The organism is Methyloversatilis universalis EHg5, assembly GCF_000378945.1.
Classification (GTDB): domain Bacteria; phylum Pseudomonadota; class Gammaproteobacteria; order Burkholderiales; family Rhodocyclaceae; genus Methyloversatilis; species Methyloversatilis universalis_A.
This window is the reverse complement of record NZ_KB900539.1, coordinates 245,422-267,732: the sequence shown is the minus strand read 5'-3', so window position 1 is coordinate 267,732 and position 22,311 is coordinate 245,422. Positions and strand designations below refer to the sequence as shown.

The 22,311-nt window shown below is 66.8% G+C and carries 18 protein-coding genes; 17 read left to right on the top strand and 1 reads right to left on the bottom strand.

All coding sequences use genetic code 11. From position 1 onward, the window contains the following. Window positions 1-49 precede the first annotated feature (49 nt). The 7 genes from METUNV2_RS0101205 (at window position 50) to METUNV2_RS0101175 (ending at window position 9,526) form a co-directional block, all read left to right on the top strand. Entirely contained in the window at window positions 50-2,212 is a 2,163-nt protein-coding gene (locus METUNV2_RS0101205) for a xanthine dehydrogenase family protein molybdopterin-binding subunit (protein ID WP_018227691.1), read from the top strand. A gap of 81 nt (window positions 2,213-2,293) precedes the next feature. Further along, window positions 2,294-2,752, top strand: a complete 459-nt coding sequence (locus METUNV2_RS0101200) for a (2Fe-2S)-binding protein (RefSeq protein ID WP_018227690.1) — start codon at window positions 2,294-2,296, stop codon at window positions 2,750-2,752. An 11-nt stretch (window positions 2,753-2,763) separates the two neighbouring features. Continuing rightward, a complete protein-coding gene (locus tag METUNV2_RS0101195; protein ID WP_018227689.1) occupies window positions 2,764-4,974 on the top strand; it encodes a xanthine dehydrogenase family protein molybdopterin-binding subunit in 2,211 nt (736 codons plus the stop codon). Between the two features lie 64 nt (window positions 4,975-5,038). Next, window positions 5,039-6,067, top strand: a complete 1,029-nt coding sequence (locus METUNV2_RS0101190) for an XdhC family protein (RefSeq protein WP_018227688.1) — start codon at window positions 5,039-5,041, stop codon at window positions 6,065-6,067. 109 nt (window positions 6,068-6,176) lie between these two features. After that, on the top strand, window positions 6,177-6,764 hold the full coding sequence (locus METUNV2_RS0101185) for a nucleotidyltransferase family protein (protein ID WP_018227687.1): 588 nt from the start codon (window positions 6,177-6,179) through the stop codon (window positions 6,762-6,764). 141 nt (window positions 6,765-6,905) lie between these two features. Next, entirely contained in the window at window positions 6,906-8,033 is a 1,128-nt protein-coding gene (locus tag METUNV2_RS0101180; RefSeq protein WP_018227686.1) for an HD-GYP domain-containing protein, read from the top strand. A 71-nt stretch (window positions 8,034-8,104) separates the two neighbouring features. Next, window positions 8,105-9,526, top strand: a complete 1,422-nt coding sequence (locus tag METUNV2_RS0101175) for a hypothetical protein (RefSeq protein ID WP_018227685.1) — start codon at window positions 8,105-8,107, stop codon at window positions 9,524-9,526. A 25-nt stretch (window positions 9,527-9,551) separates the two neighbouring features. Here METUNV2_RS0101175 and METUNV2_RS0101170 read toward each other — a convergent pair whose 3' ends face one another. Then, entirely contained in the window at window positions 9,552-10,397 is an 846-nt protein-coding gene (locus tag METUNV2_RS0101170) for a S1 family peptidase (RefSeq protein WP_018227684.1), read from the bottom strand. Between the two features lie 92 nt (window positions 10,398-10,489). On the opposite strand from METUNV2_RS0101170, the gene METUNV2_RS0101165 reads away from it, so the two are divergent. From METUNV2_RS0101165 to METUNV2_RS0101115, 10 genes are all read left to right on the top strand, one after another. Further along, window positions 10,490-11,347: an urease accessory protein UreD gene (locus METUNV2_RS0101165; RefSeq protein WP_026187769.1), complete on the top strand. Its 858-nt coding sequence runs from the start codon at window positions 10,490-10,492 to the stop codon at window positions 11,345-11,347. A gap of 16 nt (window positions 11,348-11,363) precedes the next feature. After that, complete coding sequence (locus tag METUNV2_RS0101160) at window positions 11,364-11,666, top strand: urease subunit gamma (RefSeq protein ID WP_018227682.1); 303 nt, start codon at window positions 11,364-11,366, stop codon at window positions 11,664-11,666. 7 nt (window positions 11,667-11,673) lie between these two features. Continuing rightward, complete coding sequence (locus METUNV2_RS0101155; RefSeq protein WP_018227681.1) at window positions 11,674-11,952, top strand: hypothetical protein; 279 nt, start codon at window positions 11,674-11,676, stop codon at window positions 11,950-11,952. Between the two features lie 15 nt (window positions 11,953-11,967). After that, the gene (locus METUNV2_RS0101150; RefSeq protein ID WP_018227680.1) at window positions 11,968-12,294 is read left to right on the top strand and encodes an urease subunit beta; all 327 of its coding nucleotides are present in this window, start codon (window positions 11,968-11,970) and stop codon (window positions 12,292-12,294) included. A 67-nt stretch (window positions 12,295-12,361) separates the two neighbouring features. Beyond that, entirely contained in the window at window positions 12,362-12,577 is a 216-nt protein-coding gene (locus METUNV2_RS0101145; protein ID WP_018227679.1) for a hypothetical protein, read from the top strand. A gap of 7 nt (window positions 12,578-12,584) precedes the next feature. Beyond that, window positions 12,585-14,309, top strand: coding sequence for an urease subunit alpha (gene ureC / locus METUNV2_RS0101140; RefSeq protein ID WP_018227678.1), 1,725 nt, complete (start codon window positions 12,585-12,587; stop codon window positions 14,307-14,309). A 63-nt stretch (window positions 14,310-14,372) separates the two neighbouring features. After that, window positions 14,373-17,156, top strand: coding sequence for a type I restriction endonuclease subunit R (locus METUNV2_RS0101135; RefSeq protein WP_018227677.1), 2,784 nt, complete (start codon window positions 14,373-14,375; stop codon window positions 17,154-17,156). Then, window positions 17,153-18,682: a restriction endonuclease subunit S gene (locus METUNV2_RS20065; RefSeq protein WP_081618490.1), complete on the top strand. Its 1,530-nt coding sequence runs from the start codon at window positions 17,153-17,155 to the stop codon at window positions 18,680-18,682. Before METUNV2_RS0101135 ends, METUNV2_RS20065 begins: the two co-directional genes overlap by 4 nt. Beyond that, entirely contained in the window at window positions 18,579-20,177 is a 1,599-nt protein-coding gene (locus METUNV2_RS0101120) for an ATP-binding protein (RefSeq protein WP_332309786.1), read from the top strand. Before METUNV2_RS20065 ends, METUNV2_RS0101120 begins: the two co-directional genes overlap by 104 nt. 670 nt (window positions 20,178-20,847) lie before the next feature. Beyond that, complete coding sequence (locus tag METUNV2_RS0101115; protein WP_018227673.1) at window positions 20,848-22,305, top strand: class I SAM-dependent DNA methyltransferase; 1,458 nt, start codon at window positions 20,848-20,850, stop codon at window positions 22,303-22,305. Window positions 22,306-22,311 lie beyond the last annotated feature (6 nt).

Below are 22,311 nucleotides of genomic sequence, written 5' to 3'. Positions count from 1 at the left end.
GTGCCTCGCCGTGTTCGCCCACCCCGCTTCCGCTGCACGGAGGATTCCCATGAACATGACCGCCCCGCATGCCGGCCTGAGCCGGCGCAGCTTCCTGAAGCTGGGCGCAGCCGCTGGCGGCGGCCTGCTGATCGAGCTGAACCTGCCGGGCGCGCGCGCGCTGGCAGCCGATGCCGGCGGCTTCGCACCGAACGCCTTCATCCGCATCGGCCGCGACGGCGTCGTCACGCTCGTGATGCACAAGGTCGAAATGGGCCAGGGCACCTACACCGCCATCCCGCAGCTGATCGCAGAAGAACTGGATGTGCCGCTGGAGGCGGTGAAGCTGGAGCACGCGCCGCCCGACCCGAAATATGCCGAGCCCCTCATCGGTGCCCAGATCACCGGCGGCTCGACCTCGATACGCGGCGCCTGGAAGCCGATGCGCGAAGCGGGCGCGACCGCGCGCGTGCTGCTGGTGCAGGCGGCAGCGAAGAAATGGAATGCCGATGCGGCGACGCTCACCACCCGCGACGGCACGGTGATCGATGCCGCCGGCGGACGCCGCGCGAACTATGGCGAACTGGTCGACGTCGCGGCGACGCTGCCGGTACCTGCCACAGTCACCTTGAAGGACCCGAAGGATTTCCGCCTGGTCGGCAAGCCGGTGCGGCGCATCGACGCCGCCGGCAAGGTGAATGGCAGCGCCCGCTTCGGCATCGACGTCGTACTGCCCGGCATGAAGATCGCCACCGTCGCCGCGTCGCCGGTGTTCGGCGGCACGCTGGCCAGTGTCGACGAGGCGGCCGCGCTCAAGGTGCGTGGCGTACGTCATGTGGTGAAGCTCGACAATGCGGTGGCGGTGGTGGCCGACAATATGTGGGCGGCGAAACAGGGGCTGGCGTCCTGTAGCCCGCGCTGGAACGACGGCACGCACGCGAAGCTCGACACCGCGCAGATCTTCGCCCAGCTCGAGAGGTCGTCGGAAGGCCCGGGCGCGATCGCGCACAAGGCCGGCGACGCGGACGCCGCGATGAAGAGCGGCGCGCGCCGCATCGACGCCGTCTACCGCCAGCCCATGCTGGCGCACGCGACGATGGAACCGATCAACTGCACGGTCGAGCTGAAAGCCGACGGCCTGGACGTGTGGGTCGGCACCCAGGTGCCGGGCATCGCGCAGGCGGTGGCGGCGCAGACGGCCGGCCTGAAACCGGAACAGGTACGCATCCACAATCATCTGCTGGGTGGCGGTTTCGGTCGCCGGCTGGAAGTCGACTTCATCGCCCAGGCGGTGGCGATCGGCAAACAGGTGCGCGGTCCGGTCAAGATCGTGTGGTCGCGCGAGGAAGACATCCAGCACGACATGTACCGCCCGCCCTACCTCGACCGCATCAGCGCCGCACTCGATGCGAAGGGCATGCCGGTCGCGTGGACGCACCGCGTCGCCGGTTCATCCATCATGGCGCGCTTCTTCCCGCCCGCCTTCAAGGACGGTGTCGATCCGGACGCGGTCGATGGCGCGGTCGAACTGCCCTACGCGATTCCGGCCATGCGGGTCGAGTACCAGCAGGTCGAGCCGCCGGCCGTGCCGACCGCCTTCTGGCGCGGCGTCGGACCGACCCGCAACGGCTTCGTGGTCGAGGGCTTCATCGACGAGCTGGCCGCCGCAGCGGGGCAGGACCCGGTGGCCTACCGCCGGGCGCTGATCAAGGATGCCCGCACGCGCGCCGTGCTCGATCTGGCGGCACAGAAATCCGGCTGGGGTACGCCGCTGAAGACCACGGCCGGCAGCCGCGCCGGGCGCGGTGTCGCGCTGATGCACGTGTTCGGCAGCTACATCGCGCAGGTCGCCGAAGTCGAGGTGAACGCGGACAACGAAGTGCGCGTGCGCCGCGTCACCTGCGTCATCGACTGCGGCTTCGCGGTCAATCCGCTCACCGTGGTCGCGCAGATGGAGGGCGGCATCATGTTCGGCCTCACCGCGGCGCTGTGGAACGAAATCACGCTGGCCGACGGCCGCGTGCAGCAGAGCAATTTCCACGACGTGCGCATGATGCGGATGAACGAAGCGCCGCAGATCGACGTCCACATCGTGCCCAGCGCCGAGTCGCCGGGCGGCGTAGGCGAACCCGGCACCTCGGTGGCGATTCCGGCCGTGGTGAATGCGGTTTTTGCCGCCACCGGCCAGCGCGTGCGCACGCTGCCGATCTCCGGTCAGCTCAGAAGCGCCTGACAGATATCCATTTCAACGCGGGCCTGCCCGCGATTTTCATCCACCACCGGCGGCCCGACCGCCATCGATGAGGGCTCAACCATGGCAACGATCAACCTGAATGGCCGCGACGTCGCGGTCGACCTGCCGGACGACACCCCGCTGCTGTGGGCGCTGCGCGACGGCCTGAACATGACCGGCACCAAGTTCGGCTGCGGCATCGCCATGTGTGGCGCCTGTACGGTGCATGTCGACGGTCAGGCCACGCGCTCCTGCGTGACGCCGCTGTCGGCGGTGAAGGGCAAGAAGATCACCACCGTGGAATCGGTGGGCGAAGCCAAGGTGGGCGCCGCGGTGCAGGCCGCGTGGCAGAAGCTGGACGTGGTGCAGTGCGGTTACTGCCAGTCCGGCCAGATCATGTCGGCCACTGCGCTGCTGGCTTCGAACCCGAAGCCGACCGACGCCGACATCGACGCTGCGATGAGCGGCAACGTGTGCCGCTGCGCCACCTACGTGCGCATCCGCGCGGCCATCCACGAAGCCGCCAAGTCCCTGGCCTGAGGAGCGCACAGATGAATTTCCGCATCGAAAACGCATTCCAGACCACCCGCCGCGGCTTTCTGAAGAGCGGCGCCGGCCTGGCGCTCGCCGTCGTCGCACCGACGGTCGCACTGGCCGAAACCGGCGGCCCCGGCCACGCCGGCAGCGCAATGGTGGACGGCGAGTTCTCGCCCAACGCCTTCCTGCGCATCGGCACCGACGGCACGGTGACCGTGGTGTCCAAGCACCTCGAAATGGGCCAGGGCATTTACACCGGCCTGGCCACGCTGGTGGCTGAAGAACTGGACGCCGACTGGTCGCGCGTGACGGTCGAGGGCGCGCCGGCCGACGCCAAGCGCTACGGCAATCTGTTCTGGAAGGCGCAGGGCACCGGCGGCAGCACCGCCATCGCCAATTCCTACGAACAGATGCGCCGTGCCGGCGCCACCGCCCGCGCCATGCTGGTGGGCGCCGCCGCCGCGCAGTGGAAGGTGCCGGCATCGCAGATCACGGTGAAGAACGGCGTGGTGTCGCACGCCCCCAGCGGGAAGAAGGCCGGCTTCGGCGAACTGGCGGAAGCCGCAGGCAAACAGCCGGTGCCCGCCAGCGTGAAGCTGAAGGACCCGAAGCAGTTCAACCTGATCGGCCGCAGCGCACCGCGCGTCGACAGCCTGGCCAAGACCACCGGCCGCGCGATCTTCACGCAGGACGTGAAGCTGCCGGGCATGCTGGTCGCCGTGGTCGCCCACCCGCCGCGCTTCGGCGGCCGCGTGAAATCGGTCGATGACAAGGCGGCACGCGCGGTGAAGGGCGTGGCGGACGTGGTCGTCATTGCGAATGGCGTGGCCGTCCTCGCCTCTGACTACTGGACCGCGAAGAAGGGCCGCGACGCGCTCAAGGTCGAGTGGGACGAATCGCAGGCTTACCGCGGCAGCAGCGACGCCATCGTGGCCGACTACCACGAACGCGCGAAGAAGGCCGGCCTGGTGGCGCGCAACGACGGCAATGCCGAAGCGGCACTGGCCAAGGCCGGCAAGGTGTTCGAGGCGGAATACGTATTCCCCTTCCTCGCCCACGCGTCGATGGAACCGCTGAACTGCGTCATGAAGTTCGAGAACGGACAGTGCGAGGTGTGGAACGGCGAACAGCTGCACACCGCCGACCAGTTTGCGATCGCCAAGGCCTTCGGCATCGAGGCCGACCGGGTGAAGGTGAACATGGTGTATGCCGGCGGCAGCTTCGGCCGTCGCGCCAACCCGCAATCCGACTATCTGCTGGAAACCGCGCAGATCGTGAAGGCGATCAACGGCCGCGCACCGGTCAAGCTGGTGTGGAGCCGCGAGGACGACATGCGCGGCGGCTTCTACCGCCCGATCTACCTGCACCGCGTGCGCGCGGCGCTCGACGCGAAGGGCATGCCGGTGGCCTGGCAGCAGCGCATCGTCGGCCAGTCCATCATCGCCGGGTCGCCGTTCGAGCCGGTGCTGGTGAAGGACGGCATCGACGTGACCTCGGTCGAGGGCGCGGCCACGCTGCCCTATGCCATTCCCAACCTGAACGTAGACCTGCACACCACCAATGCCGACGTGAAGGTGCCGGTGCAGTGGTGGCGTTCGGTGGGTTCGACCCACACCGCCTACGCGACCGAGCTGTTCCTGGACGATCTGGCGATGGCCGCCGGCAAGGACCCGGTCGCCTACCGCCTGGCACTGCTGAAGAAGCACCCGCGCCACGCCGGCGTGCTGAAGCTGGCGGCCGAGAAGGCCGGCTGGAACAAGCCGCTGGCCCCGGCCGCCGACGGGGCGAAGCGCGGTCGCGGCGTCGCGGTGCATGAGTCGTTCAACAGCTTCGTCGCCGAAGTGGTCGAGGTGACGGTGCAGAAGGACGGCAGCTTCAAGGTCGACCGCGTGGTCTGTGCGGTCGATTGCGGTGTCGTCGTGAACCCGGACGTGGTGAAGGCGCAGATGGAAGGCGGCATCGGCTACGCGCTGGCCGCCGCGCTGACCGGCTCGATCACGCTGAAGGACGGCCTGGTCGAACAGTCGAACTTCAACGACTACCCGGTGCTGCGCATCAACGAAATGCCCAGGGTCGAGGTGCACATCGTGAAATCGGCCGCTGCGCCCACCGGCGTCGGCGAACCCGGTGTGCCGCCGCTCGCGCCGGCACTGGCGAGCGCGCTGCGTGCCGCCACCGGCAAGACGATCCACACGCTGCCGATCGGCGAACAGCTGCAGGCATGATCTGTCGCGGACGGTGCGCGGCCTGACCGGCGGCGTACCGTTCGCGGCTCACGGAGAGCCATCCATGGACAGTCTCGATCTCGAAGTCCTCACCCGCGCACGCGACTGGCTGAACGCCGGCCACCGCGTCATGCTGGCGACGGTGGTGCGCACCTGGGGCTCGTCGCCGCGCCCGCCCGGCGCGCTGCTGGCGCTGCGCGACGACGGCCGCGCGGTCGGTTCGGTGTCCGGCGGCTGCATCGAGGACGACCTCATCCACCGGCTGCGCCGCGACGGTCTGCCGCGCGATGCGCACACGGTGAGCTACGGGGTGACCGCCGACGAGGCGCGCCGCTTCGGCCTGCCCTGCGGCGGCACGCTGCAGCTGGTGCTGGAGCCGCTGGCCGACGCCGGCGCGCTGGACGACCTGCTGGCCCGGCTGGCGCGCAACGAACTGGCCACCCGCCGGCTCGATCTGGCCACCGGCCGCGCGACGCTGCACACCGGTCATGCCGACCAGGGCCTGCACTTCGACGGCCATACGCTGATCAGCGTGTTCGGCCCGCGCTACCGGCTGCTGCTGATCGGCGCCGGCCAGCTGTCGTCAGCGCTGGCGCGCATCGCCAGTTCGCTCGACTTCGCGGTCACCGTGTGCGACCCGCGCGAGGAATACAGCGAGGAATGGAATGTGCCGGGCACCGTGCTCAGCCGCGACATGCCGGACGATCTGGTGATCGCGATGCAGCCGGACGCGCGCACCGCAGTGATTGCGCTGACCCATGACCCGAAGCTGGACGACCTCGCGCTGATGGAGGCGCTGAAGTCGCCCGCCTTCTACGTGGCCGCGCTCGGCTCCCGCCACAACAACGACGCACGGCGCGAACGGCTGAAGGAATTCGATCTGAGCGAAGCGCAGATCGAGCGTCTGCACGGCCCGGCCGGTCTGTACATCGGCAGCCGCACGCCGGCGGAGATCGCGGTATCGATCGCCGCCGAGCTGGTGGCGATGAAGAACGGCGCCGCCGCCGACAGTCTGCTCAACGTACGTGACGCCAAGGCCGCGCTCGACATTGCCGCCGACACGCTGTCGTCGTGCGCGATCAATCCCACCTGACACGCGCGCCCACCGGCGCGCACCCGAACGGCGTACGGCCGCCGGGCGGACGGCACCCCCTCCGTCTTCCGCCCGGCGAGCCGGCACGCCGTACCCGACCGCGATGACGATGCGCGGCATCCTGCTGGCCGCCGGCTACGGCCGCCGCTTCGACCCGGACGGCCAGCGCAGCAAGCTGCTGGCGCCGATGGCGGACGGCCGCTGCGTGGCCGCACATGCGGCGCAGGCGCTGTGCGCCGCGCTGCCCGGCAGCCTGGCGGTCATCCGCCCCGGTCAGCACGCACTTGCAACCGTGCTGCGCGACGCCGGCTGCGAAGTTCTGGAAAGCACCGGCGCCGAAGGCGGCATGGGCCACGCACTGGCTGACGCGGTGCGGGCCAGCGCCGGCGCCGATGGCTGGCTGGTGGCGCTGGCCGACATGCCCTGGCTCGCGCCGGACCTGATCCGGGCGGTGGCCGCCGCAGTGCGCACACCGGACGACATCGCCGCGGCCGCGTTTGCCGGCCGGCGCGGTCACCCGGTCGCCTTTGGCGCCGCCCACCGCGCCGCGCTGTGCGCGCTGAACGGTGACCAGGGCGCACGCGAACTGCTGGGCAGCGGTTCGCTGCACCGGATCGACAGCCCGGACGATTCAGTGCTGCGCGACATCGACCGGCCGGAAGACCTGCCGCCGACACCCGCACCAGAAAACGAGTGACTTTTTCACACGCCATCAGGTAGGCTGATTCGCCCTCAGTCAGGCGCAAACGTTCAAGCCGGCATCGGCCCGGACGTTATGTCCCCTTACACGCCACTTCGCTCGCCACGCCGGTGCCTTCCGGGCATCGCACATGCACCCATGCAAGAACAGGTCAGCTACGAACATCTGGACGAGGACGGCGGCAATTCGCTCAACGAGCAGATGCGCTGGCTGCACGCCCAGGTGCGCCACCACCACCCGCAGGTGCACCGCATCGCGATCGCGCTGTACGACGCCCGCCACGGCCTGCTCAAGACCTATGTGAATTCCAGCGACGTGACCGACCCGCTGGCGCTGTACGAACGCCCGCTGTCCGAAGTGCCCTCGCTGGCCGAACTCGCCTCGCGTCACGAAACACGGGTGATCCACGACCTCACCCAGCTGCCGGCGCCGCATGGCGAGCACACGCTGTGGCTGCTCGGGCGCGGCTACCGCAGCAGCTACACGGTGCCGCTGTACCAGTCGGGTACGCTGCTCGGCTTCCTGTTCTTCGATTCGCGCAAGCCCGGTGCCTTCGACGGGCGGCTGCCGGAAGACCTGCAGATCTATGTGCAGCTGTGCCGGCTGTCAGTGCTGAACGTGTTCAATCTGTCGCACGCGGTCGAAGGCATGGTGAAGGTGGCACGCGGCCTGGCCCATCTGCGCGACATCGAAACCGGTCGCCATCTGGACCGCATGTCCAGCTACGTGCGGCTGATCGCCCAGCGGGTAGCCCGACACTACCGGCTCGACGACGAATTCATCGAACACCTCTACCTGTTCTCGCCGCTGCACGACATCGGCAAGGTGGGCATACCGGACAGCATCCTGCTCAAGCCGGGCCGGCTCACCGACCCCGAACGGCTGCAGATGCAGGCCCATGTCGACCTGGGCGTGAAGCTGATCGACGAAGTGATGCAGGAAGCCGGACTGGTGGCCACGCCCTATCTCGCCATCCTGCGCAACATCGTCGGCGGCCATCACGAACTGCTGGATGGCAGCGGCTACCCGCGCGGACTGCGCGGCGACGACATCCCGATGGAAGCGCGCATCGTCACCATTGCCGACATCTTTGACGCGCTGACCGCCGAACGGCCGTACAAGCGCCCCTGGAGCAACGACGAGGCGCTGGCCGAACTGGGCCGCATGAGCACCGCCGGCCAGCTGGACGCGCACTGTGTCAGTGCGCTCGCCAGCTGCATCGGCGAAGTGAGCGCGATACAGCGGCGCTTCGGCCTGTCCGGCTGACGGCATCGCCAGCCGGGCGACCGGCCCGCCCGCTCGCCTACAATGCGCGGGTCATCCCTGAGCCTGCCGTCATGTCCCGCCCGACTTCTACCTCCCATCGCCCGCTGGCGCGACGCCTGCTGCGCGTCGCCGGCCTGCTCGCCGGCGGACTGATCGCCCTCCTCCTGCTGCTGGTGGCGGTCGCCTGGCTGCTGCCGGACGCACCGCTGTCACCGGCCGCCCGCGCGCTGCTGACCGAGCCGCCGGCACCGCCCGAACAGGGCAACGGCGCGGTGCTGCTGGAAGGCCTGCGCGCCCCGGCCGGCAGCGACTACGCCGCCTTCGGCCGCAGCCGCCTGGCCGCCCAGCGCGCTCGCTTCGCGGCCACCGATGCCGCTCCGAACGACCGCACCGATCTGCCTGCCGACGCGCTGCCGCTGCCCGACACCGGCGCGCTGTGCGACCCACTGCGCCAGCCCTGCATCGAACGCTGGCTGGGCGACGCCGACCGGGTGAGCACACTGGTCGCCACGCACGGCGAACTGCTGGCACGGCTCGATGCGGTGATGGCCCAGCCGCGCTTCGAAACCCAGCAGATCAATCACCCGGACGCCCCGGTCACCGCCTTCGGCCCGCTCGCCGGGCTGTTGCGCCTGCGGCTGGCCGACGCCACGCTGGCGCTGGAAAACGGTGACGACGCGCGCGCCCTGGCAAGGCTGACGCTGCAGACCCGCTTCCTGCAGAGACTGCTGGCAGCGCCGGACGCCACGCTGATCCAGTCCATGGTGGCCGGCAGTCTGCTGCGCAGTCATCTGCTGGTACTGGGCGAATGGCAGCAGCGCTGGCCGGACAGCCTGAAGGACGACGCGGAGATCGACGCACTGCTGACCGAAGTGGATGTGGATACCGATCTGCGCGGCCCGCAGCGCCGCGAGGCCGCCTGGACCGCCGCCACGCTGCATCGACTGCGCAGCGGTGAGGTGGCCGGTCACAACGCAACGCGCTCGCCGCTGGAAACCGTGCTGCTGCCCGCTTTCTACAAACCGGACGCCACGCTGAACGACTGGGCAGCCCATGTCGACGCGCAGACCACCGCACTGGCCGCGCCGCCAGAACGGCGGCTGGCCGCGCTGCAGGCAGCCCAGACCACCTTTCTCGCCGGCCCGGCCGACCCTTACGCGCTGTCGCGCCTGCTGTACAACCCGGTCGGCCGCATGCTGCTGGCGGTGAGCGGCATCGATTTCGGCGACTACCAGCTGCGGCTGTACGACACCCGGGCGGTGGTCCGCCTGGTGGCCTTGCAGCGAGCGCTGCTGCTGACGGGCGACAGCGCGGACGACGCCCGGGTGACGGCGCAGCTGCAGGCCTCGCCACTGGCCGCCTCGCCCGACGGCGGCACGCGCCGCATCGGCTACGACCCGCAGACCCGCGCGCTGACCTGGCAGCCGCTGGGACAGACCGGGCCGGCCCTGAGGCTGGAAGGCGGCCTCTACCGGGTGCACCTGCCGCGCTGACGGCCGGCCCTGAGGCGCTCGCCTGTCAGGGCGCCGATGCGCCCCGTGCCAGCGCCTGTTCCAGCGTGTCGCGCGCTTCCGCTGCCGACGGTTCGCGCTCCAGCCAGCCCTGGGCGTACTGCGCCAGCGCGTCCCAGCGGCCTTCGTATTCGTACTGCACCGCCTGCAGGAAGGGCAGCCGGATGTCGCTGCGGTCAGCCCAGAACGGGTGGCTGTCGGCAGTGCGCGGCTGTATGCCGGCGGCCAGCACCTCGGGCACCCAGTCCGCCGGCACCGCGAAGAACATGGTCTGGTCCGGACTCAGCTTGTAGAAGGTGAGGATGCCCACCAGCCGCCCTTCCGAGTCGAACAGCCCGCCGCCGGAGGCGCCAGCGGCGAAGGCGGCGTTGCCGCGCAGCACCCGGCTGCCGTCCATCGCATACAGCTGCTTCACGCGGCCGAGGTCATAGGCGAAGCGGCCGGCGGTAAAGCCCAGGCTGAACACCAGATCGTCCTTGCGCAGCTGGCTGGCCGGCAGCAGCGGTGCGGCGCGGGTATCGATCTGGTCCGACTGCAGCACGCACAGATCGCGCCGCCAGTCTGCCGCCACCAGCGTCACCGGCAGCGCCTCGCCGGTCTGCACCACCACCGCGCGGCTGGCGTCGTTCAGCACATGGCAGCTGGTGGCCAGCAGCCCCGGCCCGACCACCACCGCCGAACCGGTCGCGGTACCGCGTGCGGACTTCGCATAGACCTGGAACACGGTGCGCGCCGCCGCCGGTACCCGGTCAAGCAGGCCGGGCGGTGGCACGGTATCGACCGCGGCGGCTGGGGTCGCCATCAGGATGCTGGACAGCAGCAGGAATGAGCTGGACGGGACAACGCGCTTCATGCGGAATCACCTCGCGGATGCGTGCGGCACACGACGTGCTTTGTCCGTCGGAAAGGGCCCACGGTTCCGCCCGCCTCCACGACTTCCGCGCCATGACGCCCGCCCCTGTTTCCAGCGACACCGCCGGCACCGATGCCGGCTGGCCAGCCTCCCTCAGTCTGGCCTACCGCGCGCTCGACCACCGCACCGTGCTGGCGCATCGCGCACATTGCGGCCCCTTGCGGGTGCAGAAGGCGCTCTACCCCGAAGGCCCGTCGGTGTGCCACACGCTGCTGCTGCACCCGCCCTCCGGCATCGCCGGCGGTGACCGGCTGCAGGTGGATGTCGAGGTCGGCCCCGGTGCCCACGCGCTGCTCACCACGCCCGGCGCGACCAAGTGGTACCGCAGCGCCGGCCCGCTGGCGCAGGCGGAACAGCGGCTGCGAGTGGCCGCTGACGGGCTGCTGGAGTGGCTGCCGCAGGAAGCCATCGTGTTCGACGGCGCGCGCGCGCGCGCCTCGACCTGCGTCGATCTGGCGGCAGGCGGCCGTTTCATCGGCATGGATCTGTGGTGTCTGGGCCGCACTGCCAGCGGCGAGCGCTACCGAAGCGGCCGGCTGGCGCTGGACACCCGCATCCGGCTGGGCGGCCGCACCGTCTGGCTGGAACAGGCGCGCATCGCCGGCGACGCGCCGCTGCAGGCGTCATCCGCCGGACTGGCCGGCGCACCGGTGTTCGGCACGCTGATCGCCGCCGGCCTGGACGCCGACGACGCGCTGCTCGCCGCCTGCCGGGCGCTGCCGGACCCCGGTGGTCACGGCGGCGTCACCCGCCTGCCTCATCTGCTGGTCGCGCGCTGGCGCGGCGACTGCACCCAGGCGGCGCGGGCATGGTTCGTGCATTTGTGGTCGCTCATCCGCCCGGCCCTGGCCGGACGACCGGCGCAGACACCGCGCATCTGGAACACCTGAAACGACCGACCGCACGATGGAACTGACTCCGCGCGAAAAGGACAAGCTGCTCATCTTCACCGCCGCGCTGCTGGCCGAACGCCGGCGCGCACGCGGGCTGAAGCTGAACTACCCGGAGGCGGTGGCCTACATCACCGCCGCCATCATGGAAGGCGCGCGCGACGGCCGCAGCGTGGCCGAACTGATGAGCCACGGCACGACGCTGCTCAGTCGTGACGACGTCATGGAAGGCGTGCCGGACATGATTCCGGACATCCAGATCGAAGCCACCTTCCCGGACGGTACTAAGCTGGTCACCGTCCATCACCCGATACCGTGAGGGCGGCATGAGCGACGACGACATGGAACTGGCGCGCCGCCTCGCGCGCTTCAAGCTGGGCGTGCGGCGCAGCCTGGGCGAATCGGTGAACCTCGATGCGCTGCGCACCGATCTCGATTACCGCACCCGCACGCTGGCCGACATCGAAGAACGCGCCGACGACGAGGAACTGCTGGTGAGCCTGCTGCTGGTGCGCGAAATGCTCGACCGGCGCGGTGACATCACCGCAACCGACGACAGCACCAGGCCCGGGCGCGATTACCGTTTTGGTGCGCGTTCCGGCTGACATGAAGGACTGGACATGATCCCGGGACAGATGCAGGTCGCCGCCGGCGACATCGAACTGAATGCCGGCCGCCCCACGCTCACGCTGGACGTGCGCAACAGCGGCGACCGGCCGGTGCAGGTCGGTTCGCACTATCACTTCGCCGAAACCAATGACGCGCTGCTGTTCGACCGCGTCGCCGCGCGCGGCTACCGGCTGGACATCGCGGCGGGCACCGCAGTGCGCTTCGAACCCGGCCAGATGCGCACCGTCACGCTGGTGGCGCTGGCCGGTGAGCGCCGGGTGTATGGCTTCAAGGGCCGCGTGCAGGGCCCGCTGGACAAGGCGCCGGGCGCCGGCTGAGCGCTGGCCCGGCTCGCCCCCAGAACACATTCCGAACCGATTCAATCTTCCTTGAAGGAGCACCGCAATGATGCAGGCACTGATGACCCTGACGCTGGCGTGGAGCGGCTACGCATGGGCCCACCCGGGCGAACACCACGGCAGTGCCGGCGACGCGCTGCTGCACCTGATGAGCGAGCCCGACCACGTGGCGCTGCTGATTGCGGCAGCGGTCGTCGGCGGCCTTGGCGGGCTCATGATGCGCCGCCGCGCGAAGGCCGCACGTCGCATGTTCAAGGACTGATCAACGCATGAGCACGCGCATCAGCCGGCAGGCCTATGCGGAAATGTTCGGCCCGACCACCGGCGATCGCGTGCGTCTGGCCGACACCGAGCTGTGGATCGAGGTCGAGCGCGACTGCACGATCTACGGCGAAGAGGTGAAGTTCGGCGGCGGCAAGGTGATCCGTGACGGCATGGGTCAGAGCCAGCGCTGCGCTGCGGAGGTGATGGACACCGTCATCACCAATGCGCTCATCGTCGACCACTGGGGCATCGTGAAGGCCGACATCGGCCTGAAGAACGGCTTCATCGCCGCCATCGGCAAGGCCGGCAATCCGGACATCCAGCCCGGGCTCAGTGGCCCCGATGCCATCGTGATCGGCCCGGGCACAGAAATCATCGCCGGTGAAGGCATGATCGTCACCGCCGGCGGCATCGACAGCCACATCCACTTCATCTGCCCGCAGCAGATCGAAGAGGCGCTGATGTCCGGCGTCACCACCATGCTGGGCGGCGGCACCGGCCCGGCCACCGGCACCTTCGCCACCACCTGCACGCCCGGGCCGTGGCACATCCACTCGATGCTGGCCGCGGCCGACGCCTTTCCGATGAACCTCGGTTTCCTCGGCAAGGGCAATGCCTCACAGCCGGCGCCGCTGCGCGAACAGATCGAAGCCGGCGTGATCGGCCTCAAGCTGCACGAGGACTGGGGCACCACGCCGGCCGCCATCGACACCTGCCTGTCGGTGGCCGAGGACATGGACATACAGGTCGCCATCCATACCGACACGCTGAACGAATCGGGCTTCGTCGAAACCACGATGGACGCCTTCAAGGGCCGCACCATCCACACCTTCCACACCGAAGGCGCGGGCGGCGGTCACGCACCGGACATCCTGCGCGCGGCCGGCCTGCCCAACGTGCTGCCGTCATCGACCAACCCGACCATGCCCTACACGGTGAACACCATCGACGAGCACCTCGACATGCTCATGGTGTGCCACCACCTCGACGCCGCCATCGCCGAGGACGTCGCCTTCGCAGAAAGCCGTATCCGCCGCGAAACGATCGCCGCAGAGGACATCCTGCACGACCTCGGCGCCTTCTCGATGATGTCGTCCGACTCGCAGGCCATGGGCCGGGTCGGCGAAGTGATCATCCGTACCTGGCAGGCGGCGCACAAGATGAAGGTGCAGCGCGGCACGCTGAGCGACCCGGACGGCCGCTCGCCGGCCGCCGACAATTTCCGCGTGCGCCGCTACATCGCGAAGTACACGATCAACCCGGCGATCACGCACGGCATCGGCCACATCGTCGGCTCGGTCGAGCCGGGCAAGCTGGCCGATCTGGTGCTGTGGCGCCCCGCCTTCTTCGGCGTCAAGCCCAGTCTGATCCTGAAGGGCGGCATGATCGCCGCCGCCGCGATGGGCGACCCGAACGCGTCCATCCCGACACCGCAGCCGGTGCATTACCGGCCGATGTTCGGCAGCTACGGCGGTGGCCTGAAAACTTCGCTCACCTTCGTGTCGCAGGCCGCACTGAACAATCCGAAGATCGCCGACCTCGGCCTCGCCAAGCGGCTGGAGCCGGTGCGCAACACGCGCGCCATCCGCAAGTCCGACATGGTGCTGAATGGCTGGCAGCCGCAGATCGACGTCGACCCGGAAACCTACGAAGTGCGCGCCGACGGCGAAGCCCTGGTCTGCGAACCGGCTGCGGTGCTGCCGATGGCGCAGCGCTATTTCCTGTTCTGAATGCCGCCGGCAAGCCCTTCGCGCTAACATCCCGGCCGGGATTCGGGATAGCGCGGGGGGTTCATGACGCCGGAAGGCAAGGCGCGGCAGCGGATAGACGAAAAGCTGGAACAGGCGGGCTGGGTCGTTCAGGACCTGAGCCAGCTTGATCTCAGCGCCGGCCATGGCGTCGCCATCCGCGAATACCCGACCGACACCGGGCCGGCCGATTACGTGCTGTTCGTCGACCGCGCACCGGTGGGCGTCATCGAAGCCAAGGCCGACGCGACCATCCTGACCTTCGTCGAGGAACAGACCGCCCGCTACGCTGCCAGCGCACTGAAGTGGCGCGTCAAGGCGGCGCCGCTGCCTTTCCTGTTCGAAAGCACTGGCCAGATCGTCCGCTTCACCGACCTGCGCGACCCGGCGCCGCGCTCGCGCGAAATCTTCCATTTCTTCACGCCTGGCGAGCTCGCCGAATGGCTGCGCCAGCCCGATACCCTGCGCACCCGCCTGGCGGCGAACATGCCCGCGCTGCCAACGCACAATCTGCGCGACTGCCAGATCGCCGCCGTCACCGGGCTGGAAAAGTCGCTGACGCAGAACAGGCCGCGCGCACTGGTGCACATGGCAACCGGCGCCGGCAAGACCTTCACCGCCATCACCGCCGTGTATCGCCTGCTCAAGTTCGGCGGCGCGAAACGCGTGCTCTTCCTGGTCGACACGCGCAACCTCGGCAAGCAGGCGCATCAGGAGTTCATGGCCTACACGCCGCCAGACGACGGCCGCACCTTCACCGAGCTGTACAACGTCCAGCGCCTGGCCGGCCCTCGCATCGACCCACATGCACAGGTGGTGATCTCGACCATACAGCGCATGTATTCGGTGCTGTCCGGCGAAGCCATCGACGACAGCGCTGATGACATTTCGCTGCATGAATTGCAGCCCGACCGGCAGCCGGGCAAGCAGCCTCGGCTGGTGCGCTACAACCCGGCCATCCCGGTCGAGACCTTCGATTTCGTCATCATCGACGAGTGCCACCGCTCGATCTACAACCTGTGGAAGCAGGTGCTCGACTACTTCGACGCCTTCCTGATCGGCCTCACCGCCACACCGGACAAGCGCACCTTCGGCTTCTTCAACGAAAACATCGTCGCCGAATACACCTATGAACAGTCGGTCGCCGACGGCGTGAACGTCGGCTACGACGTGTACGAGATCGAAACCGAAATCACGAAGAAAGGCGGCGAGCTGAAGGCGCGCGAATTCATCGACCATCGCGACCGGCTCACGCGCCGGAAGCGCTGGGCGCAGACCGAAGAGGACGAGGCCTACACCGGCCGCGACCTCGACCGTGCGGTGGTGAACCCGAGCCAGATCCGCCGCGTGATCGAAACCATGAAGCAGGCGGTCGAAACGCAGATCTTTCCGACCCGGCGCGAAACGCCCAAGACGCTCATCTTCGCCAAGACCGACAGCCACGCCGACGACATCATCCAGATCGTGCGCGAGGTGTATGGGCAGGGCAACGCCTTCTGCAAGAAAGTCACCTACCGCACCGACGAAGACCCGGACAGCCTGCTCGCCAGCTTCCGCAACGACTACAACCCGCGCATCGCGGTCACCGTCGACATGATCGCCACCGGCACCGACGTGAAGCCGCTCGAAGTGCTGCTGTTCATGCGCGACGTGCGTTCTCGCGGCTACTACGAACAGATGAAGGGCCGCGGCGTGCGCAGCCTCGGCTTCGACGACCTGAGAAGGGTGAGCAACAGCGCCGACAGCGCCAAGACCCGCTTCGTGCTGATCGACGCGGTCGGCGTCGAAAAATCGCTGAAGACCGACAGCCGCCCGCTGGAAAAGAAACCGGGCGTGGCACTGAAGGATCTGCTGCAGGGCATCGCCATCGGCCAGCGCGACGACGACACCGTTCTGTCGCTGGCCAACCGTCTGGTGCGCCTCGCCAAGCAGCTCGACGACAAGGCGCAGGCGCGCATCGAAAAGGCATCCGGCGGTGTGCCGGTCGGCGAACTGGGCCGCGCACTGATCAAGGCGCTGAACCCCGACGGCATCGTCGACACCGCACTTGCCACTGCGCGCGCGAAAGACATCGCGCGCAGCGAGGATACGCTCACCGAAGTCGAACTGTCCGCCGCCCGCACACTGCGCCTGGCCGCCGCCTGCGCGCCCTTCGACCGGCCCGAACTGCGGGAGCAGATAGAATCCGCCCGCCGCGAACGCGAACAACTGATCGACCACATCAACCTCGACACCGTCACCTTCGCCGGCTACAGCGCAAAGGCGGAAAGCGAGGCACAGACGGTGATCGCCCGCTTCGCCGACTACATCGCCGCGCACCGCGAAGACATCGATGCGCTGAACTTCTTCTACCAGCAGCCCTACCAGCGTCGCGCGCTCACCTTCGACATGATCGAAGACCTGCATGAAACCCTGTCACGCCCGCCGCTGCTGCTCACCAACGAGAGATTGTGGGCCGCCTACGCCCGCGTGCAGGGCACCCGGGTCAGCGGCGGCGACACCCGCCGCCAGCTCACCGACCTGATCGCACTGGTGCGCTTCGCCCTCGGGCTGGACGACGAACTGAAACCTTTCGCCGAACAGGTGGACCGCCGCTTCCAGGAATGGATATTCCGCCACAACGCGCAGCGCGCCACCGCCTTCACACCGGAACAGACCGAATGGCTGCGCCTGATCAAGGACCACATCGCCAGCAGTTACCGCATCGAACGCGACGACTTCGACTACGCAGCCTTTGCGGCGCGCGGCGGGCTGCAGAAGGCGTGGTCGCTGTTCGGCGAACAACTGGATGAGGTGATGAAGGAAATGAATGAGGAGTTGGTTGCTTGAGCCGCGTACTCCCTAAAGGTTGGGTCGAAGTAAGATTGGAGGACGCAGTAGAGCTCCTTGACTTCGAGCGCGAACCGGTCAATTCAGAGGAAAGAACGAAACGTCTTGCGGGCAAAAAGGAAGGCGAGCTTTATCCGTACTATGGAGCAACCGGTCAGGCCGGTTGGATTGATGACTTTCGATCAGAAGGCGAGCGAGTGCTTCTTGGAGAGGATGGAGCTCCATTCCTCGACCCTTCTCGCGACAAGGCGTACTGTGTGACTGGCCGATTCTGGGTCAATAACCATGCGCATGTACTTCAGGGTGTCGAAGCTCTGCTCGACAACAGGTTCCTGTGCCATCAACTCAACACCGTCGACTACCAGCCCCATGTTTCAGGCTCAACACGGCTTAAGTTGACGAGTTCGGCGATGAAGCGGATTCCGCTTGTTATCGCTCCGCGCCTTGAACAAAACCGCATCGTCGAAAAGCTCGAAGAACTGCTGTCCGACCTCGACGCCGGCGTGGCCGAACTGAAGGCGGCACAGAAGAAGCTGGCGCTGTACCGGCAATCGCTGCTGAAAGCCGCGGTCGAAGGCGCCCTCACCGCCGACTGGCGCACCCAGCGCGCCGCGCACGGCGAATCCCTGGAGACCGGCGCCGACCTGCTCGCCCGCATCCTCACCGAACGCCGCGCCCGCTGGGAAGCGCGACAACTGGCGAAGTTCGAGGAACAGGGCAAGATGCCGCCGAAGGGGTGGCAGGCGAAGTATCCCGAGCCGGTGCAACCTGATACCTCCGATCTGTCATCGCTGCCTGCCAGATGGATTTGGGCCAGTCTCGATATGTTGGGAGAGATCGTATCGGGTGTAGCCAAAGGATCAAAACAGACTCCGGGCGTTTCTTTGCGCGAAATAGCCTACCTGCGCGTCGCGAACGTTCAGCGTGGCTTTCTCGACCTTACCGAGACCAAGAAGATCATGGCGAGTGAGCGAGACATTGAAGAGCTGACGCTTCGGAACGGAGATGTGCTGTTCAATGAAGGTGGTGATCGTGACAAGTTAGGCAGGGGCTGGGTTTGGCGTGACGAAGTAGCGGAGTGCATTCACCAGAACCACGTCTTCCGCATGCGGCCTTATCTACCCGAGGTGCTGTCCGAGTTCGTTTCTCACCACGGCAATACGTTCGGAAAATCGTGGTTTCAGCAAGCGGGCAAACAGACGACGAATCTGGCTTCTATCAATATGGGCATTCTCCGGGCCTTTCCCGTTCCCGTGCCTCCCACCGATGAGGCAAGGGAAATACTCGAGCGAGTTTCCCAAGAGATTGAAGCGATCAAGTTGCAGGAAGCGTCGATTGAACTTGGACTTCGACAATCCACCGCCCAACGCAAAAATCTCCTCAAAGCCGCCTTCTCCGGCCGGCTCGTACCGCAGGACCCGGATGACGAGCCGGCCAGCGCCCTGCTCGCGCGCATCCGCGCCGAGCGCGAAGAACGTGTCTCAAGCGACCCAGCCCGACGCAAAAGGAGATCTGCGCATGCATGAAGCCTTGCCGGAGGGAGTGAGCCGAGCCCTGCTCAGATTGATGCTGCAGGCTCCCGAGAGCCTGCGCTTCGAATGCAAGCGCGTGTCCGGAAAAATGGTGGGCAAGGCGCTCGAAACGATCTGTGCGATGGCGAATACCGAGGGTGGTTCACTGCTGCTGGGCATGGAAGACCTCGCCAAGGCGAAAGGCAGCGACCGGCTGTACGGCATCGGCGAGAACCCGGAAGCCGTGGACGAACTGCAGCGCAAGCTGGCGACACATCTGCTGCCGGCGGTGGAAGACGTGAAGCTGCAGCGCCTGCCCTGCACATTGCGCGACGGGACAGAGGGCGCCCTGCTGCGCGTCGTCATACCGCGCAGTGACAAGGTGCACTCGATACTCGATGGCGGCACCTGGATGCGCGGCGAGGCTAGCAACCGGGTGATGAACGCAACCGAAATCACCGAACTGTCTTACCGGCGCGGCGTGCGCAGTGCGGAATCGGAGCCGGTTGATGTCGACTTCGACTTGCTCGATACCGATGCCTGGCGCCTGTTCCGACAAGCACGGGGGCTATCAGGCAGCGACCTGCCAAAACAGTTGAAAAGCATTGGATTGGCACAGCAAGTCGGCGCTGAGCTGAAACCTCGGCGCGCAGCGGTATTACTGTTCGCCGACGAGCCGGGTGCGCTGCTGGCGGCGTCGGGCACACGGGCGGACATCCGGGTGTTCCATTACCGCGGCAACAAGATCGAAGAAGGCGAAGTTCCGAACCTGAAGAAGACGCCGAGAACGATTTCCGGCCCGCTGTACCAGCAGATCGCGCGTGCCCACGCCTACCTGATGGATGAACTGGCCGAGGGACTGACGCTGGCCGCCTCCGGCTTTCGCACCGTTCACCGTTACCCGGAGCGGGTGATCAAGGAAGCCATCACCAATGCGGTGATTCACCGCGACTACCACCTGAACCGCGACATCCGGATCCGCATTTTCGACAACCGCATCGAGATCGAAAGCCCCGGCCTGTTCGCCGGCAGGATCAGCGCCGCCACCATACAGCGCGCCGGGTCCTTCTCGCGCAACCCCTTGCTGGCCCGCAACCTGCGTGAATTTCCCGATCCGCCGAATGTCGATGCCGGCGAGGGCGTGCGCATGATGTTCAGCGTGATGCAGGCGAGCAAACTGTTCCCCCCGTTCTATTCGGAACAGAAGGAACAGGCGCAGGAAGCCATCATGCTCATGCTGCTGAACGAAGAGCGCCCACCCGTCTGGGAACAGGTGAGCGACTGGATAGACCGCCATGGCTCGATCGGCAACGCGGATCTGTGCCGGATCGCCAGCCTGGACACACTCAGATCGTCAAAGCTGCTGAAGCGCTGGGTCGCCCAGGGCGTGCTGGTGGCCGACCCCACCCGGGGCAAACGCAATATGGTCTATTACAAGCCCCAGCAGGACGACATCGCACAGGATGACCTGCTGCCCGACGGACTGGAAGACGGTGGAGATCCCGGTTAGTCCAGCCTAACCAGCCGGAAGGTTTTGTTATCCGACCCGCAGGATAACAACGGGGACAGTCAGAAAATCACATTCGAAACAGTTACTTGCTGGCGCATTGTTATCTGCGAACCGACAGCCAGCCTGTTGTTATCCAGATATCTGGATAACAGACCGGGGAAGCGTGATGAAGCGGGCGGTCTGGTTAATCCAGCCTAACCGGTGCAGAGAAGTTTGTTATCCGATCAGCAGGATAACAACGGCAGAAACAGAAAAATGTTTTTCCAAACAGTAGCTTGCTGACAATTTGTTATCCTTGAAGCTGCAAATGGCCCATCCGCCCGTGCACACGGACTGCCAGCACGCAGCCTGCAGCGATGGCGAACACCATACCAATGTCCGTCATCCAGGGCGCTGAGCGGATCTGGCCATCGTGATGACTGCATTCGAAGGTTGTAAACATGTTGATAACCTTCGCCCGAAACGCGCTCAGCCATCGCCGGATGCAGAATTCTCAGGCGGCGGGCGCCTTGTCATGGAAGCTTTCACGCCCGCCGGAAGGATAGTCGGAGTGAACAGTTTGTTATCCGACCACCTGGATAACAAACTAGGCTGAAAAATTTTTACAACCAAAACAGCAACTTGCAGCGCCCTTGTTATCCCGGGCGCTCGCCGGAACCCCTGATACCCCATGAACGCATCCTCCCTCGTCCAGAAGGTCTGGAATTTTTGCCACACGCTGCGCGACGACGGCGTGGGCTATGGCGACTACCTCGAACAGCTCACCTATCTGCTGTTCCTGAAGCTGGCGCATGAATACTCCGAGCCGCCGTACAACCGGAACACCCACATCCCGAAAAGCTGTGACTGGACGACGCTGCGCAGCCGTACCGGCGAACCGCTGGAGGCGCATTACCTGAGCGTGCTGCACAAGCTGGGACAGGAGCCCGGCATGCTGGGCGCCATCTTTTTCAAGGCGCAGAACAAGATACAGGACCCGGCCAAGCTGGCGCGGCTGGTGCAAATGATCGACGCCGAGCGTTGGATCAGCCTGGACACCGACACCAAGGGCGATCTGTACGAGGGCCTGCTGCAGAAGAACGCGGAAGACACCAAGAGCGGGGCCGGCCAGTACTTCACGCCGCGCGCGCTGATCGAGGCCATGGTGGCCTGCGTGCAGCCGGCGCCGATGAAAACCATCGCCGACCCCGCCTGCGGCACCGGCGGCTTCTTTCTCGGCGCCTACAACTGGCTGAACCGGCCGGGCGCAAACCTGAACAAGCGGCAGAAGGAATTCCTGCGCGACCAGACCTTCCACGGCAATGAAATCGTGCCGGGCACTCGCCGCATGTGCCTGATGAACCTGTTTCTGCACAACATCGGCGAGCTGGATGGCGAACCGCTGGTGGAACGCACCGACGCACTGATCGCCGACCCCGGCAAACGCTACGACTACGTGCTGGCCAATCCGCCCTTCGGCAAGAAGAGCAGCATGACCATCACCAATGAGGACGGCGAGGAAGACCGCGACGCGCTGACCTATCAGCGGCAGGACTTCTGGGAAACCACGTCGAACAAGCAGCTCAACTTCCTGCAGCACATCGTCACCATCCTGAAGGACACCGGCCAGGCGGCCGTCGTGCTGCCGGACAACGTGCTGTTCGAGGGCGGTGCCGGCGAGCGGATACGGCGCAAGCTGCTGGAGACCTGCGATGTGCATACGCTGCTGCGCCTGCCCACCGGCATCTTCTACGCACAGGGGGTGAAGGCGAACATGCTGTTCTTCGATGCGCGCCCGAAGGACGGGCGCGTGCACACAAAAGGGGTGTGGATCTACGACCTGCGCACCAATATGCACTTCACGCTGAAGACGCGGCAGCTGAAGCTGGCTGATCTGCAGGACTTCATCGCCTGCTATCGCCCAGACAACCGGCACGAGCGGGTGGAGACCGAGCGCTTCCGCCACTTCAGCTATGAAACGCTGGTGGCGCGCGACAAGGCCAGTCTGGACGTGTTCTGGCTGAAGGACGACAGCCTGGACAAACTGGACGACCTGCCGCCGCCGGACGTGCTGCAGCAGGAAATCATCGAGCACCTGGAAGCGGCGCTGCAATCCTTTCGCGACGTGGCGGCCGGGCTGGCGCGATAACTGCTT